This is a genomic window from Streptomyces sp. NPDC052043, from assembly GCF_044548235.1.
GTDB lineage: Bacteria > Actinomycetota > Actinomycetes > Streptomycetales > Streptomycetaceae > Streptomyces.
This window is the reverse complement of record NZ_JBIUBT010000005.1, coordinates 33,443-54,571: the sequence shown is the minus strand read 5'-3', so window position 1 is coordinate 54,571 and position 21,129 is coordinate 33,443. Positions and strand designations below refer to the sequence as shown.

Here is a 21,129-nt window from a genome sequence, read left to right as displayed (position 1 = left end):
GCGCACACTGGAGCCATCAGCGGGGGTAGGAGGGCGCCGTATGAGGACGTTCGACCGGTGGCTCGCCTCCCCGTGGCGGCGTTCGGTGCTTGCCGCGTTCTCGGGTGCCCTGTTCGTGTTCGCGTTCCCCGCACCGTCACTGTGGTGGTTCGCCTACGTCGCCCTGGTCCCGTGGATCCTGCTGGTCCGCTCCGCTCCGACCGGGAGGCGGGCGGCGTACGACGGCTGGTTCGGCGGGCTGGGGTTCATGCTGGCCGTCTTCCACTGGCTGTTTCCCAACCTGAACGTGTTCACCGTGGTGCTCGCGGCGCTGCTGGGCCTTTTGTGGGCGCCCTGGGGCCGGCTGGTGCGACGCTTCCTGGCGGGGGCGCCCTCGCCGGGGCGGAGCGCGGCGGCCCTCGTCGTCCTGCCGTCGGCGTGGCTGGTGATCGAGCTCGTCCGGTCGTGGCAGGGGCTGGGCGGGCCGTGGGGCATGCTGGGCTCCAGCCAGTGGCAGGTGGCCCCGGCGCTGCGGCTGGCCTCGGTGGGCGGGGTGTGGCTGCTGAGCTTCCTCGTGGTGGCCGTCAACGTCGCCGTCGCCCTGCTCGTCGCGGTCCGCGCGTCCTGGGTGCCCGCGACGGCCTGGCTCGCGGCCACCGCCGTGGCGACCTCCGCGGTGTGGCTGTGGGCGCCGCGCCCCGACGTCGACGGGCATGTGCGGATCGCCGTCGTCCAGCCGGGCATCGTGGCCGGCAACGAGAGCGGGCAGCGGCGCTTCGACAGGGAGGAGCAGCTCACCCGGCACCTGGTGGGGCACCACGTCGACCTGGTCGTCTGGGGTGAGAGCAGCGTCGGCTTCGACCTGAGCCGGCGGCCGGACCTGGCGCGGCGGATCGCGGCCCTGTCCCGGGCGACCGGCGCCGACGTGCTGGTCAACGTGGACGCCCGGCGCGCCGACCGGCCCGGCATCTACAAGAGCGCGATCCTCGTCGGCCCGAACGGCCCGACCGGCGCCCGCTACGACAAGATGCGGCTCGTCCCGTTCGGCGAGTACATACCGGCCCGGCCCCTGCTCGGCTGGGCCACCTCGGTGGGCAGGGCCGCGAGCGTGGACCGCAGGAGGGGCACCGAGCAGGTCGTGATGGACGTCGGCCACGGCCTGCGCATCGGCCCGATGATCTGCTTCGAGACGGCGTTCCCGGACATGAGCCGGAACCTCGCGCGGGACGGCGCCGAGGTGCTGGTCGCGCAGTCCTCGACCTCGACCTTCCAGAACAGCTGGGCCCCCGAGCAGCACGCCTCGCTGGCCGCGCTGCGCGCCGCCGAGACCGGGCGGCCCATGATGCACGCCACGCTGACCGGTGTGTCCGCCGCGTACGGCCCGAGCGGACAGCGCGTCGGCTCCTGGCTCGGCACGGACGCGAGCACCGCGCGCGTGTACGACGTGCCGACCGCGCACGGTGCCACCCTGTACGTCCGCTTCGGCGACTGGCCGACGCACGCCGCGCTGCTGGTGCTGGGCGTGCTGGGCGCGACGGAGGGCCTGCGGGCGCTCAGGCGGCGCCGGAGCGCTCCAGCACCGTCCGCACCACCCGTTCGCACAGTTCGTGGGTCTCCAGCGCGTCACGGGCGCTGAGCACCGTCCCGGCGCGCACGGCGTCGAGGAAGAGCAGCACGGCCTGCTCGATACCGCGCTGCCGGGCGACGGGCACCCAGTCGCCGCGCCGGCGCACGGTCGGCTGGCCCTTGTGGTCGACGGTCTCGGCGAGGTTGACCACCTGCCGCTTCGTGTCCTGCCCGGAGACCTCGAGGATCTCCTCGGTCGAACCGCTGAGCCGGTTCATCACGCCGAGCGCGGTGAATCCGTCCCCGGCGAGTTGCAGCACCACGTGGTGCAGCAGTCCCTCACGCACCCGCGCGCGTACGGTGACGTCGTCGACCTCGCCCGGCACCAGGAACCGCAGGGTGTCCACGACGTGGATGAAGTCGTCGAGGATCATCGTGCGCGGTTCCTCGGGCAGTCCGATGCGGTTCTTCTGCATCAGGATCAGCTCGCGGGGGTGGTCGGCGCACTGCGCGTAGCCGGGTGCGTGGCGCCGGTTGAAGCCCACCATGAGCGAGACGTTCCGCTCCTCGGCGAGCCCGACCAGGCGTGCGGAGTCGGCGAGTTCGTAGGCGAGCGGCTTGTCGACGTACGTCGGCACACCCGCCTCCAGGAGCCGGGTGACGATCTGCGGGTGGACCGCGGTGGGGGCGTGCACGAAGGCGGCGTCGAGGCCCTGGGCGAGCAGGGAGTCCAGGTCGGCGTGGCGCTGCCGCGCGGGCAGGTGCAGGCTGTCGGCGACCCGCTGGAGCGTTTCGGGCGTCCGGGTCTGGAGGTGCAGGTCGACCCCGGATTGGGTGCCGAGCACCGGCAGGTACGCCTTCCGCGCGATGTCGCCGAGTCCGATGCAGCCGACCTTCACCTGGGCTCCTTCACCGCTGTGCCGTGCCTGACTGCACGGCAGCATACGGGGGCTGCGGGGGCCGCCAGTCGGCGATGCCGTCGAATCCGCGCAGGAGCAGGTCCGGGCGGATCCTGGACAGCGCGGCGATCGCGTTGTCGCGCAGGGCGATCCCCGCGCGGTTGCGCATCAGGTTGAGCCGTGCGGCCAGGACGGCCTGGCGGGCGATCGCGGTCGTGCGGGGCAGCCTGGCCGCGGTGTGGGCGGCGAGGTCGTCGGCGTGGTGGGCGAGGACGACGGCGTCCTCGATGGCCTGGTTGCCGCCCTGCCCGAGGTTCGGCGGCATGGCGTGCGCGGCGTCGCCGACGAGCACGGTCCGGCCGCGGTGGTGGGCGGGCAGCGGCTGGGCGATGTGGTGGACGTCGTGGCGCAGCACGTCCTCGGGGCGGGCGGCGGCGATGACCGCGGGGACCGGGTCGTGCCAGTGGCCGAAGCGGCGCAGCAGTTCGGCCTGCTCGTCGTCGGCCGCGCGCTGTCCGGCGGGCGTGACGGCGGCGGCGTACGCGTAGACCCTGCCGTCCTTGAGCGGGTGCGTGCCCCACAGGCAGCCCCTGCCCCATGTCTCGTGGGAGGCGAACTCGGCGCCGGGCACGGGGATCACGACCCGCCAGGTGGTGAACCCGGCGTAGACGGCCCCGGGGTGGGCGGGGAACAGCGTGCGGCGCACGGCGGAGTGGACTCCGTCGGCGGCCACCACGAGGTCGGCCTCCAGTTCGCCGGCGGGGGTGCTCACGCGGGCCGGGCGGCGGTCGTCCCCGGGGTCGGCGAGGCGCGCGTCGGCGGCCGTACGGACGGTGCCGGGCGGGAGCAGAGCGGCCAGGGTGTCGATCAGGGTGGCGCGGTGCAGCAGGACGAGGGGGCCGCCGAACCGCTCGGCCGCCGCGGCGGCGTCCGTCCTGGTGATCCAGCGGCCGGACGGGGTGCGCAGTCCGCCCTCGCCCTGCCAGGCGGCGAGATCGCGGATCCGGTCGCCGACGCCGAGGACGTCCAGGGCGCGCAGGGCGTTCGGGGAGAGCGAGATGGCGGCGCCGACGGGCTCCAGGGAGGGGGCCCGTTCCAGCACGGTGACCCGCCGGCCCGTCCGGTGCAGGGCCGCGGCGGCGGTGAGTCCTGCGATGCCGCCGCCGATGACGACGGCGCGTGGCTGCTGGGGCATGGCTTCCTCCTGCACAGTGGGACCGCACCAGTGGAACTACACCTGTAGTGAACCAGGCGACTCGACGATACTACGGATGTAGTGCGCCCGCACTACGGGTGTAGTCGCCGGGTAGGTTGATCTCCATGCCCGCACGTCCCGAGAGCGCTCAGCGCGCCGATCTCGTCGCCGACACCGCGCTCGCCCTGCTCGCCGAGCGCGGGATGCGCGGGCTGACGCACCGGGCGGTCGACGAGAGGGCCGGGTTGCCACAGGGCTCGACGTCGAACCTCGCCCGCACCCGGCAGGCCCTGCTGGAACTGGCGGTGCGGCGGCTGGCCGAGCGGGAGGCGCGGGTGCTGGCGCTGCACGAGATGCCGGACCCGCGAACCGGGGGTCTCGACTCGCTGGTGGAGGGACTGGCGCTGGCCACCCACCGCGCGTTGACCCGCAACCGGGCCCTGACGCTCGCCCGCTACGAACTGGCCCTGGAGGCCACCCGCCGACCGGAACTGCGCTCCTACTTCGACGCGGCGGGCGCCCGTTTCCGCGACCAGCTCGAAGCGCTGGTCATGGCGATGGGCTCGACCGCCCCGGAGCGGCACGTGCTGTCGCTGGTCGCCTGGGCGGACGGGCTCATGTACTCCTGCGTGGCGGGGTCGTTCCATGCCCAGGTGCCGGAACTGGAGGAGCTGCGGGCGGGGCTGCGGGAACTGCTGGAGGGGATGTTCGGCACCGGAAAACCCTTGGTGTGACGGGCCGGGTGTGGGCCAGGATCGGGGCATGACGACCGAGCGACGGCAAGAGCCCGCCCAGAACGCCTCCGAACGCGCCATGCTGGAAGGCTGGCTCGACTACCACCGGCAGACGCTGGCGCAGAAGTGCGAGGGCCTGACCGACGAGCAGTTGCGGATCGCGTCCGCGAAGCCGTCCGAGCTGACCCTGATGGGTCTGGTGCGGCACATGGCCGAGGTGGAGAGGCACTGGTTCCGCAATGTGCTCCTGATGGACGACCCCGGACCGATCTACTTCGACGAGCAGGACCCGGACGGCGACTTCCACGTCACCGAGGCGGACACCTGGGCGGAGGCGTACGCCACCTGGCAGTCCGAGATCGAGACCGCCCGCCGCAACGCCGCGGGCCTCGGCCTGGACGAGCTGTCGCAGCGCAAGAGCAGGCACACCGACGAACCGTTCAGCCTGCGGTGGATCTACACCCACATGATCGAGGAGTACGCCCGGCACAACGGGCACGCCGACCTGCTGCGCGAGCGGATCGACGGAGCGACCGGGGACTGAGGCCGGCGCCCGGCGTCAGCCGCGGGTGCGGTGGCACACCCCTTACGGGGCCCAGGATCACCCGTCCGTGGCATCCTCCGCCCGACCGCGGGCCGATCACGGTCAGCACCGAGCAGAGTTGCACGCGTGCATCGTACGACGACCACCGCAACGCTCCTGGTCTCCGTGGCCGTCTCGGCCCTCTCCGGCTGTGTCACGGTCCAGCGGCCGCCGGCACCCGGCCCGGCGGCGGCCACCACCCCGGTCTCGGGTACGCGCCCGGACGGCAGCGCCGGGCACCCGGCCGTGCAGGCGCCCGCCCGCGAGGCCCTGGAGCGCATCGGCGACCCGCGCCACTCCCCCGCCCCGGCGACACCGAGCCGGGAGCCGTCCGCACCGGCCCCGCCCGACAAGGCGCAGCCCCCGTCGCCGGCACACTCCCCCGACCGGCCCCCGGCGCACGCGGCGCCCCGGCACCCACGGCCCGCGTACCCGCCGCGTGCCCAGCCCCCCGGCGCCCACCACGCCCTGCCGCCGAACGCGGACCTGTGTGCCCTCGGCAGGAAGTACGGCGGCTGGAAACCGGACAGCCCGGAAACCCGGATCTGCCGCCAGACGTACCACCGCTGAGACACGACCGCCCGGCTCCCACACCTTCGGGCGCGCCTCGGGCGCACCTCGGGCCCGGCGCAGTCCCGCACCGACCGTCGCGCGACAGCCGGGGCCGCGGCCCCGGCCCCGGCGGCCCGTCCTACGAGCGCTGCCGCGGCGGGCCCCCCGGCCCCGGGTCGGACCCGCCCTCCCCCAGCCGCAGCGCGAGGCGCTGGATGGCCGAGCGGACCCCGTCGCCGTAGCGGTCGCGGGCGAGGGCGTCCGCCGCGGTGCGGGCGTGGTGGAGGTGGTCCCGGGCCGCCTCGCGGTGGTCGAGTCGCGCGTAGTCGGCGGCGAGGTTGAGATGCAGGGACGGGTACAGGGCGCGGGCCGCGGGCGTGCCCCCGTGCTCGGCGAGCCGGTCGCCCGTGAGCTCCTCGGCCGCCGAGAGCGCCCTGAGGTCCCAGGCCAGCTCGTCCGCGGGGTCGTCCTGGGTGTCGGCCATGTAGTGGGCCAGCGTGCAGCGGTGCAGCGGATCGCCGTCCTCGCCGATCTCCCCCCACAGGGCCAGGAAGCGGCCCCGGGCCTCCTCGCGGTCCCCGGCGTGATGCAGCAGGACGCCCTGCCCGATCCGCGTCATCACGGCGTCCGACGACGCCTGCTCCGCTCGCTCCACCACCGCACGCCCTCCAGGCCCGTCCCCGACCGACGTCTACGACGCTAACCGCGCCGACCGCCGATGCGGCGCCCCCGCGCCCACGTCACCCCAGGTTCGGGATCCGCCAGTCGATCGGCTCGTGCCCCTGCTGCGCCACCGCCCCGTTGATCTGCGTGAACGGACGGGACCCGAAGAACTTCTTCGCCGACAGCGGCGAGGGGTGCGCCCCCTTGATCACCACATGCCGGGACTCGTCGATCAGCGGGAGCTTCTTCTGCGCGTAGTTGCCCCACAGGACGAAGACCGCGGGGTCGGGCCGGCCCGCCACGGCGCGGATCACCGCGTCGGTGAACCGCTCCCAGCCCCGGCCCTTGTGGGAGTTGGCCTCACCGCCGCGCACCGTGAGCACCGCGTTCAGCAGGAGCACGCCCTGCCGGGCCCAGGGCATCAGGTAGCCGTTGTCCGGCACCGGCGTGCCCAGCTCCTGGTGCATCTCCTTGTAGATGTTGCGCAGCGACGGCGGGACCTTCACCCCGGGGCGCACCGAGAAGCACAGTCCGTGGCCCTGGCCCTCGCCGTGGTAGGGGTCCTGACCGAGGATCAGGACCTTCACCTTGTCGTACGGCGTGGCGTCCAGCGCGGCGAAGACCTCCTCGCGCGGCGGATGGACGGGGCCCTTCGCCCGCTCCTCCTCGACGAACTCGGTCAGCTCCTTGAAGTAGGGCTGCTGCAGTTCGTCGCCCAGAACCCCGCGCCAGGACTCGGGCAGCATGGCGGTGTCGGTCACGTCAACGTCCTCACGATGTGCGGTCACTTCCAGGTCCCAGAACCTACAGGCGACCACTGACAACGGGCTCACACCCCGAAGAACGCCCCGCCTACCAGCTGGTCTTCCGGGACAGCTCCCACATCATCATGATCGTCGACGGGTCGAGCGCCCGCTCGCCGCCGGAGATGTCGTTGCTGGCGCCCACATACACCTTGCCCTGCCACAGCGGCAGCAGCCGCGCGTCGTTCACCAGGATCTGCTGCGCCCGCTCGAACTGCTTGACCACGTTCGCGCGGTCGGCCTCGCGGCGGGACTCGGGCAGCAGCACCTTGGTGATCTGCGGCGCCGGGTAGGGCGTGCCGAGCGCGTTCTGGTCACCCACGAACGGGGCGATGAAGTTGTCGGCGTCGGGGAAGTCCGGGAACCAGCCGCGCCCGAACACCGGGTACTCGCCCTTCTGGTAGCCCACGACGTACGTCTTCCAGGGCCGGCTCTTCAGGGTGATCGTGAACAGGCCGGAGCCGTCGAGCTGCCGCTTGAGCTCCTGGAACTCCTTGGCCGTCTCCGAGCCGTAACGGTCGGTGGTGTACCAGAAGGTGAGCGGGACCTTCTCGGTGATGCCCGCGTCGGTGAGGATCCTGCGGGCCTTGGCGACGCTGGGGTCGCCGAAGTCGTCGAAGAACCCCGTGGTGTGGCCCGTGAGGCCCTTGGGGACCATGGAGTACAGCGGGTCGACGGTGTCCTCGTAGACGTTGTGCGCGATGGCCGCGCGGTCGACGACCTGGGCGACGGCCTGGCGCACGGCGAGCTTGGCGGACCAGGGGTCCTTCGGGTTGAACACCAGGTAGCTGATGTCGGTGCCGGCGCCCTCGACGAGCTGGAGGTCCTTGGTGTCCTTGCGCTGGAGGGAGATGATGTCGTCGGCGCCCAGGCCCCGGTAGGTGACGTCGATCTGCTTGTCCCGCAGCGCCTTGACCATGGAGGCGGAGTCCTGGAAGTAGCGTATGGTCACCGCGTCGTTTCTTCGCTCGGCGAACCCCTGGTAGTGGTCGTTCCTGACCAGTTCCGCCTTCTTCCCCTCCTCGTACGCCTTCAGGGAGTACGGCCCGGACCCGTCGACCTCGTTGCCCTTGCGCAGCGAGCGCTCGGGGTAGTCGTTGGGGTCCACGATCGACATGGCCGGCGTGGCCAGCACGAACGGGAAGGTCGCGTCGGACTTGTTCAGCCTGAAGACCACGTCCCGGTCGCCGGCCACCTGCACCTGGTCCAGGCTGCCGAGCAGCCCCGCCGGGCCGCCGGCCACGTCGATGGTCCTGATCCGGTCGATCGAGTACTTGACGGCGCGCGCGTCCAGCGCGTGCCCGTCGGCGAACTTCATGTCCGGGCGCAGCCGGCAGCGGTAGGTCTGGTAGCTGCTGTCGGTGAACTCGCAGCGCTCCGCGGCGTCCGGCTGGGGCGTGGTCGCGCCGTTCGGGTAGGCCAGCAGCGTCTGGTAGATGTTCCGGAAGAGCTCCCAGGAACCGTCCCAGGAGGCAGCCGGGTCCAGGGTGCTGGGGGCGCTCGTGGTCCCGACGAAGATCGGCCCCTCGCCATTCGAGTCGCCGTGGGAGAAGACCCCGCAGCCGGCCACCAGGGATAAGGCCGCGGTCGCCACCGCCGGCCGCAGGCATCGGTTCCGGTTGAACACGCGCACGCTCCTCGATCTGCCATACCAAGGGGTCGGCAGACCATACCGCAGAGCCCCGCCCGGTGAACCTGCTTCGGAAGGGGCTCTTGATCGGTGCGGAGCACGACGACGTTGTCATCCCGGCGTCGTCATCCCGCGGTGCGCGAGCGGTCGGTCGGCATGGGCGCCGATTCCGCCCACGGAACGTCGACGAAACCGTATGTCGACGAAAGGACGGGCCCGGCGCCCGGACCTTTCGGCGCGTCAACCCACCCCGGCGTTGAGGAAGATGCCGCCGTCGACGACGAGCGTCTGCCCGGTGATCCAGTCGGACTGCGCGGAGGTGAGGAACGCCGCCGCGCCGCCGACGTCGGAGGGCACACCGAGCCGCCTCAGCGGGTAGGAGGCGGCCGCCTCCTCCTCCCGGCCCTCGTACAACGCCTTGGCGAACCGGGTCTTCACCACGGCCGGCGCGATCGCGTTGACCCGCACACTCGGCGCGAACTCGTGCGCCAGTTGCTGGGTCAGGTTGATCATCGCCGCCTTGCTGACGCCGTAGGCGCCGACGAACGGCGAGGCCGATAGGCCCGCGACCGAGGCGATGTTCACGATCGCGCCGCCGTTGTCCTTCTGCCAGGCGTGCCAGGTGCGCTGGGCGAAGCCGAGCGCGGAGACGACGTTGGTCTCGAAGACCTTGCGCACCACGTTCAGGTCGAGGTCGGCGATCGGCCCGAACACCGGGTTGGTGCCGGCGTTGTTGACCAGGAAGTCCACGCGGCCGAACGCCTCCATGACGCGTGCGACCGCCTCGGCCTGGTGGGCCTCGTCGTGGGCCTTGCCCGCGACCGCGAGGACCCGGTCGGAGCCGAGCCGGTCCGCGGCCTCCTTCAGGGCGTCCTCGTTGCGGCCGGTGATGCACACCCGGTCTCCCCGGGCGACCAGCGCCTCGGCGATGCCGTATCCGATGCCGCGACTCGCGCCGGTGACGAGGGCGACCTTGCCGGAGAGTTCAGTCATGTCCGTGATCCCTAGTCGAGCGGCCCGCCGGCCACGTACAGCACCTGGCCGGAGACGAAACCGGCCGCGTCGCCGGTGAAGAAGGCGATGGCGTTGGCGATGTCCTCCGGCTCGCCGACGCGCTGCACCGGGATCTGGGTGGCGGCCACCGCCTTGAAGTCCTCGAAGCCCATGCCGACGCGTTCCGCGGTGGCCTTGGTCATCTCGGTGGCGATGAAGCCCGGGGCGACGGAGTTGGCGGTGATGCCGAACTTGCCGAGCTCCTTGGCGAGGGTCTTGGTGAAGCCCTGCAGACCGGCCTTGGCCGCCGAGTAGTTGACCTGACCGCGATTGCCCAGCGCCGAGGACGAGGAGAGGTTGACGATCCGGCCGAAACCGGCGTCCACCATGTGCTTCTGACACGCACGGCTCATCAGGAAGGAGCCGCGCAGATGGACGTTCATGACGGTGTCCCAGTCCGAGACGCTCATCTTGAACAGCAGGTTGTCGCGGAGCACACCCGCGTTGTTGACCAGGATGGTGGGCGCGCCGAGTTCCTCGACGACCCGCGCGAGGGCCGCCTCGACCTGTGCCTCGTCCGAGACGTCGGCGCCGACCGCGATGGCGGTGCCACCGGCCGCGGTGATCTTCTCCACGGTGTCCTTGCAGGCGGACTCGTCGAGGTCGATCACGGCGACCGCGCGCCCCTCGGCGGCCAGTCGTACGGCGGTGGCGGCGCCGATGCCGCGCGCGGCACCGGTGACGACGGCGACCCGCTGCTCAGTGCTGGACATTGCTGCTTCTCCTCGCCCTTGAGAGAACCTGACTTACGGTGAGACGGTGAGCAACCGCTTAGTACCTTGGGTGGATGCGACGCTAGAAGGCGTGGCACCCGGTGTCAACGGCCCACCGGGTGCATGTGATCCATTACCTCACCAGGAGGTCCAGCAACCGCTCCGCCTCCGCGGCCGGATCGGTGGTCAGTCCGGTGTGCACCGGACCGGGCTGGACGACGGTGGAGCGGGGCGCGACCAGCCAGCGGAAGCGCCGCCCGGCGTCGTCGCCCGCGGCCTGCCCGGCCGCCGCTCCCCCGGCGCACACGTTCTCGACCGCGGCGAGCGCGGCACGGACGCCCGCGACGTCCGCGTCCGGGTCCAGCGCCAGCAGCCGGGACTCGTCCAGGTGGGTGCGGGCGCCGACGTAGGCCCGGGCGCGGCTGTAGACGAGTACGCCCGCGTTGATGCACTCGCCGCGCTCGACGCGCGGGACGACGCGCAGCAGGGCGTACTCGAAGACCTCGCGGTCGTCCGTCCGGCCGGCCCGGACGATGTGGCGGTCGCCCGCCCGGCCGCCTCCGGCGAGATGACGCTCGCTCACTGGGCCTCCTCGATGCCGTGGATGCGCTCGTGGATCACGGCGGCCCGTGCGAGCAGCGGTCGTGCGTAGGCCCGCCGCAGGTCGTCGGGCGTGTCGAAGCCGGGCTCGCCGGTCAGCCAGGCGTCCGGGACCTCGGCGGTCACCTCGGCGAGCAGATCCTCGGTGACCAGGGGCGCCAGCCGCCGCGCGGCGGCGGCGACGTCCGGGCCGAAGGGCGCGAGGACGTGGTCCGAGGCGTCGTACGGCCGGCCCGCGAAGGCCTGCGCGCCGGGCCAGTTGTGGTGCCAGATCATCGTGGCGCCGTGGTCGATCAGCCACAGCTCGCCGCGCCATCTGAGCAGGTTGGGGTTGCGCCAGGAGCGGTCGACGTTGTTCACCAGCGCGTCGAACCAGACGATCCGTCCGGCCTCCTCGGCGTCCACCGGGAAGGCGAGCGGGTCGAAGCCGAGCGCTCCGGAGAGGAAGTCCATGCCGAGGTTGGTGCCGCCGCTGGACCTGAGCAGTTCCTGCACCTGTTCGTCGGGTTCGCCGAGGCCCAGCACCGGATCGAGGTCGACGGTGACCAGACCGGGCACCCGCAGTCCCAGCCGGCGGGCGAGTTCCCCGCAGACCACCTCGGCGACAAGCGTCTTGCGGCCCTGCCCGGCGCCGGTGAACTTCAGGACGTACGTCCCGAAGTCGTCGGCCTCGACGAGCCCCGGCAGCGAGCCGCCCTCGCGCAGCGGAGTGATGTAGCGGGTCGCGATGACGTCCTTGAGCACCGCCCCACTTTACCGGTGCGGTGCCGTGCGTTCCGCGGTCGGTCGGCTCCCCCGCCGATCGGGGTCCGGACCGAACTGAACACCGGATGCCCGCCGCCCGTACCCCTGGGCGGACCAGGAACCCTGTGCGGACCCGCGCGGACCTGCGTGGGACCCCCGAGGAACCGCAAGGAATCCGAGGATCCGCCAGGAACCGCAAGGAACCGCGAGCAAAGGGGAACGTCGGCATGACCAGTGAATCGCTTCGACCCCAGGGGGCGCCGGCCCGCCGCACGGTGGTGGCGGCGGCGAGCGCGGCGGGGCTCGCCGCCGCGCTGACCGCCTGCGGATCGGACGACAAGTCCGCCTCCGGTGCGTCCACCGCCCAGAACGGGCCCGGCACGACCGGCGGTTCGGGCGGTGACGGCGCCTCGGCGGGTTCCGGCGGCACCGTGCTCGCGAAGACCTCCGACATCCCCGAGGGCGGCGGCAAGGTCTTCGGCAGCCAGGGCGTGGTCGTCACGCAGCCCACGCAGGGCGAGTTCAAGGCGTTCTCCTCCGCCTGCACCCATCAGGGCTGCGCGGTGAACCGGATAGCCGACGGCGTGATCGTCTGCCCGTGCCACCAGAGCGAGTTCTCCGCCGCCGACGGCAGCGTCAGGAAGGGTCCCGCCCTGAAGCCGCTGCCCGCCAAGGACATCTCGGTCGCGGACGGCGAGATCAGGCTCGCCTGACACCCGACGGCACCGGACTTTGACGGTGCTCAGGCGATCCGCGCGCCCACCGTGCGCAGGGCGTCGACGGCCGCGCGGATGGAGGGCCGGCGGTCGGCGTCGGCACGCCAGACGGCGTAGACGTGCCGCCGCACCACCTGCCGCACCGGGACGGTCCGCACCCCGGCGGGCAGCGGCCCGCGCCCGAGCCGGGGCGCCACGCACACGCCGAGGCCGGCGGCGACCAGGGCGAGCTGGGTGGCGTGTTCCTCGGCACGGTGGGCGATGCGTGGTTCGACGCCCTTGGAGCGCAGGGTGTCCAGGAGCCATTCGTCGCAGAACTCCGCCTCGCCCCAGGCGACCCAGTCGTCGTCCGCGAAGTCCTCCAGGTCGACCTCGGCGCGGTCGGCGTGGCGGTGGGCGGCGGGCACCGCCACATCGGCGGGGTCGTCGAGGATCGCGGCCCGGGTGAGCCCGTCCGGCACCGGCAGCGGCTTGTTGTACCAGTCGAGCACGACGGACAGGTCCACGTCACCGCGCAGTACGGCGCGTACGGCAGCGGCCGGCTCCATCTCCGCGGTGCGGACCCGCAGGCCCGGATGCCTCTCGCGCAGGCGGGACAGGGCGGCAGGGAACAGCCCGCGCGCGGCGGTGGGGAAGGCACCGAGCCGCAGCTCGCCGACCACCTGTCCGCGCTGCGCCTCCAGATCGGCCTGGGCGAGCTCGACCTGCGACAGGATGCGCGTCGCGTGCTCGGCGAGCAGCCGTCCGGCGTCCGTGAGCCGTACCCCCCGGCCGTTCTTGGCGAGGAGCTGCTGGCCCACCTCCCGCTCCAGCTTGGCCATCTGCTGGGAGACGGCCGACGTCGTCACGTGCATCCCCTCCGCGGCACCGCTGACCGAGCCGTGCCGCGCGAGGGCGTCCAGCGTGCGCAGGCGCTCCAGATTCAACATGTAAGCGATACTACGAGATATCGCACGCTAATTCTCGATTGTGCTACGCGGTCGCGGGCGTGCATCGTACGACCATGAGCAGCACCTCGCCCTCCTCCCCGCAGTCCAAGCCCGGTCCGGCCCGACCGGCCCGCCGTCCTGTGCACTGGCGGATCCGTTTCGCCTTCCTGTCGCTGGTCTGGGGCTTCAGCTTCCTGTTCATGAAGGTGGGCACGGACGGCTTCGCCCCGTTCCAGGTGACGCTCGGGCGGCTGGTGTTCGGCACGGCGGTGCTCGCCACGGCGATGGCGGTGAAGCGGGAGCGGCTGCCGCGCGGCGCGCGGACCTGGGGGCATCTGGCCGTCGCGGCGTTCTTCCTCAACGCGCTGCCGTTCTCGCTCTTCGCGTACTCGGAGCTGACGATCCCCTCCACCCTCGCCGGGATCTGCAACGCGACCTCGCCACTGTGGGGCATGGCACTGTCGCTCGTCGCCCTCTCCGAGGACCGTCCGACCCGGCTCCGGGTGGCGGGCCTCGGCCTGGGCTTCCTCGGTGTGCTGACGGTGCTCGGTGCCTGGCAGGGCTTCCACGGACTGGACGCCCGCGGCACGGCGATGGCGCTGCTGGCCTCGCTGAGCTACCCGGTCGGCTGGATCCACGTCCGGCGCACCCTGGCGGGTTCCGCCGAGTCCCACCTGTCGCTGACCGGCGGACAGCTGCTGCTGGCCACGGTGCAACTGGCCGTCGTCACACCGTTGTTCACCAGCGCTCCCGACCATCTGCCCGTCATGCCGCTGCTCGCGATCGCCGCCCTGGGCGCCTTGGGCACCGGCGTCGCGATGCTCGTCCAGTACGGCCTGGTCGCGGAGGTCGGGCCGACCACGGCCCAGATGGTCACGTACTTCGTCCCGGTGATCGCCACCGCCGCCGGCGTCGCCGTGCTCGGTGAGAGCCTCAGCTGGTCGACCCCGGTCGGCGCGGTGATCGTCCTGGCGGGCGCGGCCCTGACCCAGGTCCGCCCGAAGAGCCGCGGCACGTCCGCCGGGCCCGTCACACCCCGGCCCGACCGGACACCCGCCGACGCCCCGAAGGCCCCCGAGCCCCCGTCCCGCCCCGAGCCGGCCACGACGGCGTAGCGGCAGACACCCCGGGATCGCCCCGGGGCACGACCGACCCGAGTACCCAGGGCCTGTCCCCCGTTCCCGCCGGGCTCGCGACGCCCGGCGGGAACGATCGGGCAGGCCTCAGACGTAACTGCGAGGCGGCGACGGGCGCAGGGACGCCGCGACCGCGTCCGCGAGCCGCTCGGTCTCCTCGTCCCGCAGGGTGGAGACGGTGATCCGGATGCCGGGCGGGGCGGCGAGCCGGAAGCGGGCGCCGGGGGCGACGGCCCAGCCGGCGTGCAGCAGGCTCGCGACGACGCCGGTCTCGTCCGGTACGGGCACCCACACGTTCATGCCGCTGCGCCCGTGGGCCGGAATACCGCGGTCGGTCAGCGCGCCGGCCAACCGATCGCGCCGCCGCCGGTAGGCCGCGGCCACCGCGCGCGAGTCCAGCGTCCCGTCCGCCCACAGCCGCACCACGGCGCGCTGGAGCAGGCGGCTGACCCACCCGGGTCCGAGGCGCTGCCGGCCGCGCACCCGGTCGACCGTGGTCTCGTCCCCGGTGAGCACGGCGAGCCGTAGGTCGGGGCCGTACGCCTTGGCGACCGAGCGCAGGAAGGCCCAGTGCCGGGTGGCGCCGGCGAGCGGATGCGGGGGCAGGTCCACGATGCCGTGGCCGTGGTCGTCCTCGATCAGCAGCGCCTCCGGATGCTCCCGCAGGACGGCCCGCAGGGCACGCGCGCGCGTGGCGCTCACCGCGGCGCCGGTCGGGTTCTGCGCCCGGGCCGTGACGATCAGTGCGCGGGCGCCGCCCGCGAGGGCCCGGTGGACGTCGTCGGCGCGAGGGCCCTCGTCGTCGACACCCACCGGCGCCGTGCGCAGTCCGAGCGCGGGGACGAGGTCGAGGGTGCGACCCCACCCGGGGTCCTCGACGGCGACGGTGTCACCGGGCCGGAGATGGGCGGCGAGGACGCGCTCCACCCCGTCGAGCGAACCGGAGAGGACCGTGAGCGGACCGTCCGGCACCCCGTCGGCGTCGAGCCCGGCACGGGCGATGCGGGCCAGCTCCGGCTCCACGGCCACGTCCCCGTAGAGCACAGGCTCACGGTCGGCCAGCGCGGCGGCCGCCGCGAACGCGGGTGCCAGCGGCGGCAGCAGCGCCGGATCCGGGTTGCCGCTCGACAGGTCCCGCACGCCCTCGGGCACGTCCACGCGAACCCGGTCCCGCTCGGTCGTGGCGGGCGCGGACCGCACCCGGCTGCCGCGGCGCCCCGCGGTCTCGATGACCCCGCGCTCGCGCAGGGTCCGGTACGCGGCGGCGACGGTGTTGGGGTTCACCCCGAGTTCGACCGCCAACTCCCGCATGGGCGGCAGCGGTTGACCTGGCTCCAGGTCCCCGGCGCCCACCGCGCGCTCGACGCTCGCCGCGATCTCGGCTGCGCGGCGCCCCTCGATCCGATACTCTCCTAGCACAAAGTTGATTATGCACTAGTGCAATGGAGAGCGCAAATGCAGGAGACCCAGCCGCCGGCGTCGCCGCCCGCCGCCTACACCCCGACCGACCGGACCGTCCCCACCCGCTCCGCCGACCGGGCGTCGTACGACAGGGATCTGGTGCACGCAATACTCGACGAGGGCTACGTCTGCCACCTCGGCTTCGTCCGCGACGGCGGGCCCGTGGTGCTGCCGACGCTGTACGCCCGGGTCGGCGAGCGGCTCTACGTGCACGGTTCGACGGGCTCGCGTCCGCTGCGGATGGCCGGAAAGCCGGACCCCGGGCTGCCGGTCTGTCTGACGGTCACCCATGTCGACGGACTGGTGCTGGCCCGCTCCGCCTTCCACCACTCGATCAACTACCGCTCCGTGGTGGTGCACGGCACCGCCCACCAGGTCACCGACCCCGAGGAGAAGCGCGTGGCGCTGGACGCGCTGGTCGACCACGTGGTGCCGGGCCGGTCGGCCGACTCCCGCCCCGCCAACACCAAGGAGCTGGCCGCGACCGCCGTGCTCAGCCTGGACCTGGACGAGGTCTCCGCCAAGCTGCGCACCGGCGGCGTGAACGACGAGCCCGAGGACCTCTCCCTGCCGCACTGGGCAGGGGTGGTCCCGGTCCGCAGGGAGTACGGCACCCCGCTCGCCGACGGCGACCTGGCCCCCGGCGTCGCGGTCCCCGGCTATCTCACGGCGCTGTGATGCTGATCCACCCCTGGGACGCGCCTCGCGAGGACGCCGAGTGGCAGCGGTGGCTGTCCTCCCACGACTTCGGCCAGCTGGCGGTCAACGGCCCGCCCGGCGAGCCGCCCTTCGTCCAGCCGCTGCACTTCGCCTACGACGCCGGGTGCGGCGAGGCCGTCACCCACCTGGCCCGCCCGAACCCGCTGTGGGCCGCACTGGAGGCGAACCCGCAGGTGCTGCTGAGCGTCGTCGACGACTACGTGTACGTCCCAGGCCCCTGGCAGGCCGAGCCGGACACCCCGCCCGAGTACGGCGTCCCGACCAGCTTCTACGCCGCCGTCCAGCTCCGCTGCACCGCCCATGTCGTGGACGATCCGCGGGAGAAGGCCGAACTGCTGAACCGGCAGCTGGGCCACTTCCAGCCCGAGGGCGGCTCGGCACGGGCGGCGGCGGGCGAGGCGCCGTACGGCCGCCTGCTGTCCGGCATCCGCGGGCTGCGGCTGGAAGTGACCGGTGTGCGCGCCAAGTTCAAGTACGCGGGCAAGCGGTCCGCCCAGGTCCAGGACCGTATCGCGTCGGCCCTCGCGGACCGGGACGGACCGCGCGACGCGCCGGCCCGCGAACACCTGCTCCGCAGAAGCACAGGCTGAACCAACGGCTGCCCCACGGCAGCACGACCTGACCGGACGGCCCGCCCCGCCCGGAACGCCCCGGACGCCCGCGTGGCGGGTCAGGCAAGGGCCGGTTCTTCTGTCCTCGTTCGGGCTCCGCGTGTCTCCGACAGGGCGAGGCCGGTGACCGAGCCGAGCATCAGGGCGGTGCCGACGAGGGTCGGCACCGTCAGCCGCTCGCCGAGCAGGGCGACGGCCAGCACCGCCGCGCTGACCGGCTCGAGGAGCATGATCACCGAGACCGTGGCCGACCGCACGACGGCCGCGCCCGCGAAGTAGAGCGCGTAGGCGAGGGCCGTCGGGACCGAGGCGATGTACGCCAGGAGCCACAGCACCCGCACGGGGTCGTCGGTGTGCGGCACCAGCCCTTTCCCCAGCGCGAACGGCAGCAGGCACAGGCTGGTGACCGCGAACGCCCCGAGGGTCGTGCCGGAGTGGTCGGCCCCGCCGTCGCGGCCCCACCAGCGGGTGAGCAGCGTCATCGCGCAGTAGCCGGCCGCCGAGAACAGGGCGAGCAGCACGCCCCACGGCCGCACGGCGCCACCGCCGCTGGCCAGCACCAGTACCCCGAGACCGGCCAGCGCCCCGGCGAGGGCGGTCAGGCCGGCCCGGCCGAGCCGTTCGCCCATCGTCATGCGGGCGCCGAGCGCGATGAGGACCGGCCCGGCGCCGAGGGTCACGACGGTCGCCACGGCCAGCCCGGTGGCCGCGACCGCGGCGAAGTAGGCCGTCTGGAACACGGCGAGCCCGACGCCGGTGGCACCGGACCGCAGCAGCCTGCGGCCGAGCGGCACCGGCACGGCCTGCCGCACCCGCGAGCGCGGCAGGCGCGCGGCGAGCAGCAGGATGAAGCCGACGGCGCAGCGCCAGAAGGACAGGGTGACCGGCCCGATGTCGCTGGTCCGGTAGACCAGCGAGGCGGCCGCGCCGGCGGTGCCCCAGGCGGCACCGGCGACGATCAGGTAGAGCAGGCCGCGCCCGACGGGCAGGCCAGGAGAAGCATGGGACATGAGTCGTCTCCGCAGAGGTGCAGAAGTTCGGGAGGCGGGACCCCGTCGGTCGGGATCCCGCGGACTTCCTCTGCGGGCAGCACCGTTCGGCCCGGCTCACCGCCGGGCGCGCTCACCGGAGGGCCCGCCTCAGGCGGCCGGAGGCGGAAGAACGCGTGCGTCCGAATGCATGATCCGCACTCTAGGTCGCGGTTCCCCGGGCCGACAACTCCCTTTCCGCACCGCCGCTCGCCACCGGCTCCGCCGAGCCCTTCGAGGGCGTGGAGGACTGTGCGATGAACGCGCCGAGCAGGACGACCGCGCCACCGACGACCTGCGGGGCCGAGAGATGCTCGCCGAGGAGCACCCAGGCCAGCACGGTCGCGATGACCGCCTCCAGGCATGCCACCACTCCGGCGACCTGCGGCGAGAGCCGCCGTACGGAGACCACCCCGGTGACGTACGCCAGGACCGTGGCGACCAGGACGACCCACAGCAGCAGGGCGATGGCCGGGACCGACGTGCCGTTCATGTCCGCGCCGTGCGCGAGCACCGACCAGTCCATGGTCCAGGGGCGGGCCACGACCGTCAGGACGGCGGCGCCGATCAGCAGTCCGTAGGCGATGACACCGAGCGGGTTCGGAGCCGCCTCGCCCGCGTCGCCGCCCTGGTCGGACAGCACGAAGTAGCCGACCTGGCAGCAGGCCGCGCCGAGCGCGAGCAGCAGTCCGAGGACGTCGAAGCTCAGGCCGGACCACACCTCGACGACACAGGCGAGTCCGCCCGCCGCGAGGACCACGCCGAAGGCCGCGGCCCGGGTGACCGGCCGCCGCTGCACGAACCGGACCCAGCCGAGCACCAGGGCGGGCGCCAGGTACTCGACGAGCAGGGCCACCCCGACGGGGATCCGGGAGAGCGCGGCGAAGTAGCAGGCCTGGACGCCGGCGACGGCGAGCAGCCCGAACCCGGAGAGCAGGGCCGGGCGGCTGCGCAGCAGCGCGCGGTGGCGTACGGCGAGCGGCAGCATGACCAGGGCCGCGCCGGTGGCACGCAGCCACACCACGTGCAGCGGATCGAGACCCGCCTCGATCAGCGGCTTGGCCGCGACACCGGAGCCGCCGAAGGCGACCGCGGACACGAGTGCGAGACCGAGCCCGACACCCTTGCCGGAACGGCCCTGACTGGTCTGAGACGTACGCACCGGCACATGATGACAGGCGATGACATGAGCGTCATCTTCGATGGCACCTGTCTCATCGCCTGGACGGGAGCATCACCGGACAGACCGGGCGAAAGACTCGGAACGCTCCACCGGAAGGCCCCGCCGGGACGCCTGCCCGCGCCCGGGGTACCCCTCTGTCCCACTCAGTGGGCGGGCCCGCCGTCCGAGGCGTACTCCCCCGGACAGTCCTTGGCATCGTTGTCGAGCCGCGCGGCGAGTTCTCCCGCGTCGATCGCGGCGCCGGTAAGCACCTCGACGGCGCGCGCCTGCGGGTCCACGACGACCGCCGCGAGCAGGTCGACGCCGCGCGCCAGGTCGTCGCCCCGCCGGGCGGCGCGCTCGCAGGCGTGCTCCAGGGCGGCGCAGGCCGCCGGCGAGAGGCCGTCGGCCTCCGTCACCACGGGCAGGGCACCGGAGTCCTCGACGGCACCCTGCCAGCGCAGGCCGTATCCGATGCTGCGCTGCACGAGGTAGCCGAGCAACCGGGCCATCTGCGGCCCGCCGTCGAACAGGGCGCGCACCTCGGGGTCGGACTCCAGGAGCGCGTGCAGCAGGTGGGCGGTGTCGATCTGCCGGTCCCCGTCCCGGACCGCCCGCCTGCGGGCACCGGCGACCGCCGCCGCCAGCTCGGCACTGAGCCGGGCGTCGTCGTCCGGACGGGGGGCGTCCTGCCCGGAGGGCGGCTGCCGCGGAACACGGGATTGCACATCGTCCAGCTCACCAGCCTCTCCGGCTCCGGTCATCCCCGGCGGGAAGCATTTCGGCGTCCCACGGAAAGTGGACCCGGGCGAACGGAATCTCCTCCTTACGGATGAGATCAGGAGGCGTCCACACAGGGGCTCCCCAGGAAACACACAGACCCGCGGGCCCCGGAGCCTCCCCGACACGCAGGGGGTTCCGGGGCCCGCGGCCCGACCGTCAGTCCTCGTCGGCGAGGATCAGGTACAGCTTCTTGCGCGCCTCGTTGACGACGGCGAGCGCCTTCTCCCGCTGGTCCTTGCTGCCGGTCTTCCACACCTGGCCGAAGGCCTCCATCAGACCGAAGCCGGCCTGCCGGATCTCGCCCAGGGCCTCCCAGTCGACACCGCGCGAGGCCTCTTCCCAGGGCGCGTCCGGCCCCTCGGCGGCCGCGGTGCGGCCCGTCTCGGTGAGCGAGAACAGCTTCTTGCCGCCCTCGCTCTCACTGACGATCAGTCCCTCGTCCTCCAGCAGCTGGAGGGTGGGGTAGACCGAGCCGGGACTGGGCTTCCACGCGCCGCCGCTGCGCTCGGCGATCTCCTGGATCATCTCGTAGCCGTGCATGGGACGGTCCTTCAGCAGGGCCAGGATCGAGGCCCGTACATCACCCCGCCGGGCCCGGCCGCGCGGTCCGCCGCGCCCTCGGCCGCCCCAGTGCCCCGGGCCGAAACCCGGTCCGAAGCCGGGGCCGAACCCCGGCCCGCCCGGGCCGAAGGGCCCGAAGGCCGCCCGGCGCTCCTCGAAGCCGCCGCGGCCGCGACGGGGGCCGTCGTGTCGGTGCCCGTGCTCGAACCCATGGGTACGCATCGCCACCACTCCATTCCATCATCGACCTGTCGCGATGCCTCAACGATATATCGGAACAGCTCGCTTTGACCACCCCTGCCGAACTG

General features: G+C 73.1%; 23 protein-coding genes. 8 read left to right on the top strand and 15 right to left on the bottom strand.

Annotated elements, in window-relative coordinates; genetic code table 11:
- Positions 1 to 40 precede the first annotated feature (40 nt).
- Complete coding sequence (gene lnt, locus ACIHCX_RS14485) at positions 41 to 1,615, top strand: apolipoprotein N-acyltransferase (RefSeq protein ID WP_400029293.1); 1,575 nt, start codon at positions 41 to 43, stop codon at positions 1,613 to 1,615.
- On the opposite strand, the gene ACIHCX_RS14480 is transcribed toward lnt, so the two are convergent.
- Both ACIHCX_RS14480 and ACIHCX_RS14475 read right to left on the bottom strand, forming a co-directional pair.
- Positions 1,533 to 2,444, bottom strand: coding sequence for a Gfo/Idh/MocA family protein (locus ACIHCX_RS14480; RefSeq protein ID WP_400029292.1), 912 nt, complete (start codon positions 2,442 to 2,444; stop codon positions 1,533 to 1,535). The two genes, lnt and ACIHCX_RS14480, sit on opposite strands and share 83 nt — an antisense overlap.
- A gap of 10 nt (positions 2,445 to 2,454) precedes the next feature.
- A complete protein-coding gene (locus ACIHCX_RS14475) occupies positions 2,455 to 3,639 on the bottom strand; it encodes an FAD-dependent oxidoreductase (RefSeq protein WP_400029291.1) in 1,185 nt (394 codons plus the stop codon).
- Positions 3,640 to 3,764: 125 nt separating this feature from the next.
- Here ACIHCX_RS14475 and ACIHCX_RS14470 point away from each other — a divergent pair, with 125 nt between their 5' ends.
- The 3 genes from ACIHCX_RS14470 (at position 3,765) to ACIHCX_RS14460 (ending at position 5,526) form a co-directional block, all read left to right on the top strand.
- A complete protein-coding gene (locus ACIHCX_RS14470) occupies positions 3,765 to 4,373 on the top strand; it encodes a TetR/AcrR family transcriptional regulator (RefSeq protein ID WP_400029290.1) in 609 nt (202 codons plus the stop codon).
- 28 nt (positions 4,374 to 4,401) lie between these two features.
- Positions 4,402 to 4,917 carry a DinB family protein gene (locus tag ACIHCX_RS14465; RefSeq protein ID WP_400029289.1) on the top strand — a complete coding sequence of 172 codons (516 nt, stop codon included), beginning with the start codon at positions 4,402 to 4,404 and terminating at the stop codon, positions 4,915 to 4,917.
- Positions 4,918 to 5,043: 126 nt separating this feature from the next.
- Entirely contained in the window at positions 5,044 to 5,526 is a 483-nt protein-coding gene (locus ACIHCX_RS14460; protein ID WP_400029288.1) for a hypothetical protein, read from the top strand.
- Between the two features lie 121 nt (positions 5,527 to 5,647).
- On the opposite strand, the gene ACIHCX_RS14455 is transcribed toward ACIHCX_RS14460, so the two are convergent.
- The 7 genes from ACIHCX_RS14455 to ACIHCX_RS14425 all read right to left on the bottom strand — a co-directional run bounded on the left by ACIHCX_RS14455 (position 5,648) and on the right by ACIHCX_RS14425 (position 11,714).
- Positions 5,648 to 6,166 (bottom strand): hypothetical protein, encoded by a 519-nt coding sequence (locus tag ACIHCX_RS14455; protein ID WP_400029287.1) that lies wholly within the window; start codon positions 6,164 to 6,166, stop codon positions 5,648 to 5,650.
- Between the two features lie 82 nt (positions 6,167 to 6,248).
- Complete coding sequence (locus ACIHCX_RS14450; RefSeq protein WP_400029286.1) at positions 6,249 to 6,932, bottom strand: uracil-DNA glycosylase; 684 nt, start codon at positions 6,930 to 6,932, stop codon at positions 6,249 to 6,251.
- A 91-nt stretch (positions 6,933 to 7,023) separates the two neighbouring features.
- Positions 7,024 to 8,601 carry an ABC transporter substrate-binding protein gene (locus tag ACIHCX_RS14445; protein WP_400029285.1) on the bottom strand — a complete coding sequence of 526 codons (1,578 nt, stop codon included), beginning with the start codon at positions 8,599 to 8,601 and terminating at the stop codon, positions 7,024 to 7,026.
- Positions 8,602 to 8,844: 243 nt separating this feature from the next.
- Positions 8,845 to 9,597 carry an SDR family oxidoreductase gene (locus ACIHCX_RS14440; protein WP_400029284.1) on the bottom strand — a complete coding sequence of 251 codons (753 nt, stop codon included), beginning with the start codon at positions 9,595 to 9,597 and terminating at the stop codon, positions 8,845 to 8,847.
- A gap of 11 nt (positions 9,598 to 9,608) precedes the next feature.
- Positions 9,609 to 10,370: a 3-oxoacyl-ACP reductase FabG gene (gene fabG / locus ACIHCX_RS14435; protein WP_400029283.1), complete on the bottom strand. Its 762-nt coding sequence runs from the start codon at positions 10,368 to 10,370 to the stop codon at positions 9,609 to 9,611.
- Positions 10,371 to 10,503: 133 nt separating this feature from the next.
- Entirely contained in the window at positions 10,504 to 10,953 is a 450-nt protein-coding gene (locus ACIHCX_RS14430; RefSeq protein ID WP_400029282.1) for a DUF3037 domain-containing protein, read from the bottom strand.
- Entirely contained in the window at positions 10,950 to 11,714 is a 765-nt protein-coding gene (locus ACIHCX_RS14425) for a HipA family kinase (protein WP_400029281.1), read from the bottom strand. Before ACIHCX_RS14425 ends, ACIHCX_RS14430 begins: the two co-directional genes overlap by 4 nt.
- Before the next feature lie 227 nt (positions 11,715 to 11,941).
- Here ACIHCX_RS14425 and ACIHCX_RS14420 point away from each other — a divergent pair, with 227 nt between their 5' ends.
- A complete protein-coding gene (locus ACIHCX_RS14420) occupies positions 11,942 to 12,427 on the top strand; it encodes a Rieske (2Fe-2S) protein (protein ID WP_400029280.1) in 486 nt (161 codons plus the stop codon).
- Between the two features lie 29 nt (positions 12,428 to 12,456).
- Here ACIHCX_RS14420 and ACIHCX_RS14415 read toward each other — a convergent pair whose 3' ends face one another.
- Positions 12,457 to 13,359, bottom strand: a complete 903-nt coding sequence (locus tag ACIHCX_RS14415; RefSeq protein ID WP_400029279.1) for a LysR family transcriptional regulator — start codon at positions 13,357 to 13,359, stop codon at positions 12,457 to 12,459.
- A 74-nt stretch (positions 13,360 to 13,433) separates the two neighbouring features.
- Here ACIHCX_RS14415 and ACIHCX_RS14410 point away from each other — a divergent pair, with 74 nt between their 5' ends.
- Positions 13,434 to 14,474, top strand: coding sequence for a DMT family transporter (locus ACIHCX_RS14410; RefSeq protein WP_400029278.1), 1,041 nt, complete (start codon positions 13,434 to 13,436; stop codon positions 14,472 to 14,474).
- Positions 14,475 to 14,582: 108 nt separating this feature from the next.
- Here ACIHCX_RS14410 and ACIHCX_RS14405 read toward each other — a convergent pair whose 3' ends face one another.
- Positions 14,583 to 15,914, bottom strand: coding sequence for an aminotransferase class I/II-fold pyridoxal phosphate-dependent enzyme (locus ACIHCX_RS14405; protein ID WP_400029277.1), 1,332 nt, complete (start codon positions 15,912 to 15,914; stop codon positions 14,583 to 14,585).
- 36 nt (positions 15,915 to 15,950) lie between these two features.
- On the opposite strand from ACIHCX_RS14405, the gene ACIHCX_RS14400 reads away from it, so the two are divergent.
- Together ACIHCX_RS14400 and ACIHCX_RS14395 are read left to right on the top strand one after the other, a co-directional pair.
- Entirely contained in the window at positions 15,951 to 16,634 is a 684-nt protein-coding gene (locus tag ACIHCX_RS14400) for a pyridoxamine 5'-phosphate oxidase family protein (RefSeq protein ID WP_400029276.1), read from the top strand.
- Positions 16,634 to 17,266, top strand: coding sequence for an FMN-binding negative transcriptional regulator (locus tag ACIHCX_RS14395; RefSeq protein WP_400029275.1), 633 nt, complete (start codon positions 16,634 to 16,636; stop codon positions 17,264 to 17,266). Before ACIHCX_RS14400 ends, ACIHCX_RS14395 begins: the two co-directional genes overlap by 1 nt.
- A gap of 80 nt (positions 17,267 to 17,346) precedes the next feature.
- Here ACIHCX_RS14395 and ACIHCX_RS14390 read toward each other — a convergent pair whose 3' ends face one another.
- The 4 genes from ACIHCX_RS14390 to ACIHCX_RS14375 form a co-directional block, all read right to left on the bottom strand.
- Complete coding sequence (locus tag ACIHCX_RS14390) at positions 17,347 to 18,297, bottom strand: DMT family transporter (RefSeq protein WP_400029274.1); 951 nt, start codon at positions 18,295 to 18,297, stop codon at positions 17,347 to 17,349.
- 181 nt (positions 18,298 to 18,478) lie between these two features.
- A complete protein-coding gene (locus tag ACIHCX_RS14385; protein ID WP_400029273.1) occupies positions 18,479 to 19,483 on the bottom strand; it encodes an EamA family transporter in 1,005 nt (334 codons plus the stop codon).
- A gap of 158 nt (positions 19,484 to 19,641) precedes the next feature.
- On the bottom strand, positions 19,642 to 20,241 hold the full coding sequence (locus ACIHCX_RS14380) for a Clp protease N-terminal domain-containing protein (protein WP_400029272.1): 600 nt from the start codon (positions 20,239 to 20,241) through the stop codon (positions 19,642 to 19,644).
- A 175-nt stretch (positions 20,242 to 20,416) separates the two neighbouring features.
- Complete coding sequence (locus ACIHCX_RS14375) at positions 20,417 to 21,043, bottom strand: PadR family transcriptional regulator (protein ID WP_400029271.1); 627 nt, start codon at positions 21,041 to 21,043, stop codon at positions 20,417 to 20,419.
- Positions 21,044 to 21,129: the final 86 nt, after the last annotated feature.

Bases quoted from the DNA above. Each gene is read 5' to 3' on its own strand.
- ACIHCX_RS14475 (WP_400029291.1), bottom strand. From the start codon at position 3,639: ATGCCCCAGCAGCCACGCGCCGTCGTCATCGGCGGCGGCATCGCAGGA.
- ACIHCX_RS14400 (WP_400029276.1), top strand. From the start codon at position 15,951: ATGCAGGAGACCCAGCCGCCGGCGTCGCCGCCCGCCGCCTACACCCCG.
- fabG (WP_400029283.1), bottom strand. From the start codon at position 10,370: ATGTCCAGCACTGAGCAGCGGGTCGCCGTCGTCACCGGTGCCGCGCGC.
- ACIHCX_RS14390 (WP_400029274.1), bottom strand. From the start codon at position 18,297: ATGTCCCATGCTTCTCCTGGCCTGCCCGTCGGGCGCGGCCTGCTCTAC.
- lnt (WP_400029293.1), top strand. From the start codon at position 41: ATGAGGACGTTCGACCGGTGGCTCGCCTCCCCGTGGCGGCGTTCGGTG.
- ACIHCX_RS14440 (WP_400029284.1), bottom strand. From the start codon at position 9,597: ATGACTGAACTCTCCGGCAAGGTCGCCCTCGTCACCGGCGCGAGTCGC.
- ACIHCX_RS14410 (WP_400029278.1), top strand. From the start codon at position 13,434: ATGAGCAGCACCTCGCCCTCCTCCCCGCAGTCCAAGCCCGGTCCGGCC.
- ACIHCX_RS14470 (WP_400029290.1), top strand. From the start codon at position 3,765: ATGCCCGCACGTCCCGAGAGCGCTCAGCGCGCCGATCTCGTCGCCGAC.
- ACIHCX_RS14415 (WP_400029279.1), bottom strand. From the start codon at position 13,359: ATGTTGAATCTGGAGCGCCTGCGCACGCTGGACGCCCTCGCGCGGCAC.
- ACIHCX_RS14380 (WP_400029272.1), bottom strand. From the start codon at position 20,241: ATGACCGGAGCCGGAGAGGCTGGTGAGCTGGACGATGTGCAATCCCGT.
- ACIHCX_RS14395 (WP_400029275.1), top strand. From the start codon at position 16,634: ATGCTGATCCACCCCTGGGACGCGCCTCGCGAGGACGCCGAGTGGCAG.
- ACIHCX_RS14420 (WP_400029280.1), top strand. From the start codon at position 11,942: ATGACCAGTGAATCGCTTCGACCCCAGGGGGCGCCGGCCCGCCGCACG.
- ACIHCX_RS14465 (WP_400029289.1), top strand. From the start codon at position 4,402: ATGACGACCGAGCGACGGCAAGAGCCCGCCCAGAACGCCTCCGAACGC.
- ACIHCX_RS14375 (WP_400029271.1), bottom strand. From the start codon at position 21,043: ATGCGTACCCATGGGTTCGAGCACGGGCACCGACACGACGGCCCCCGT.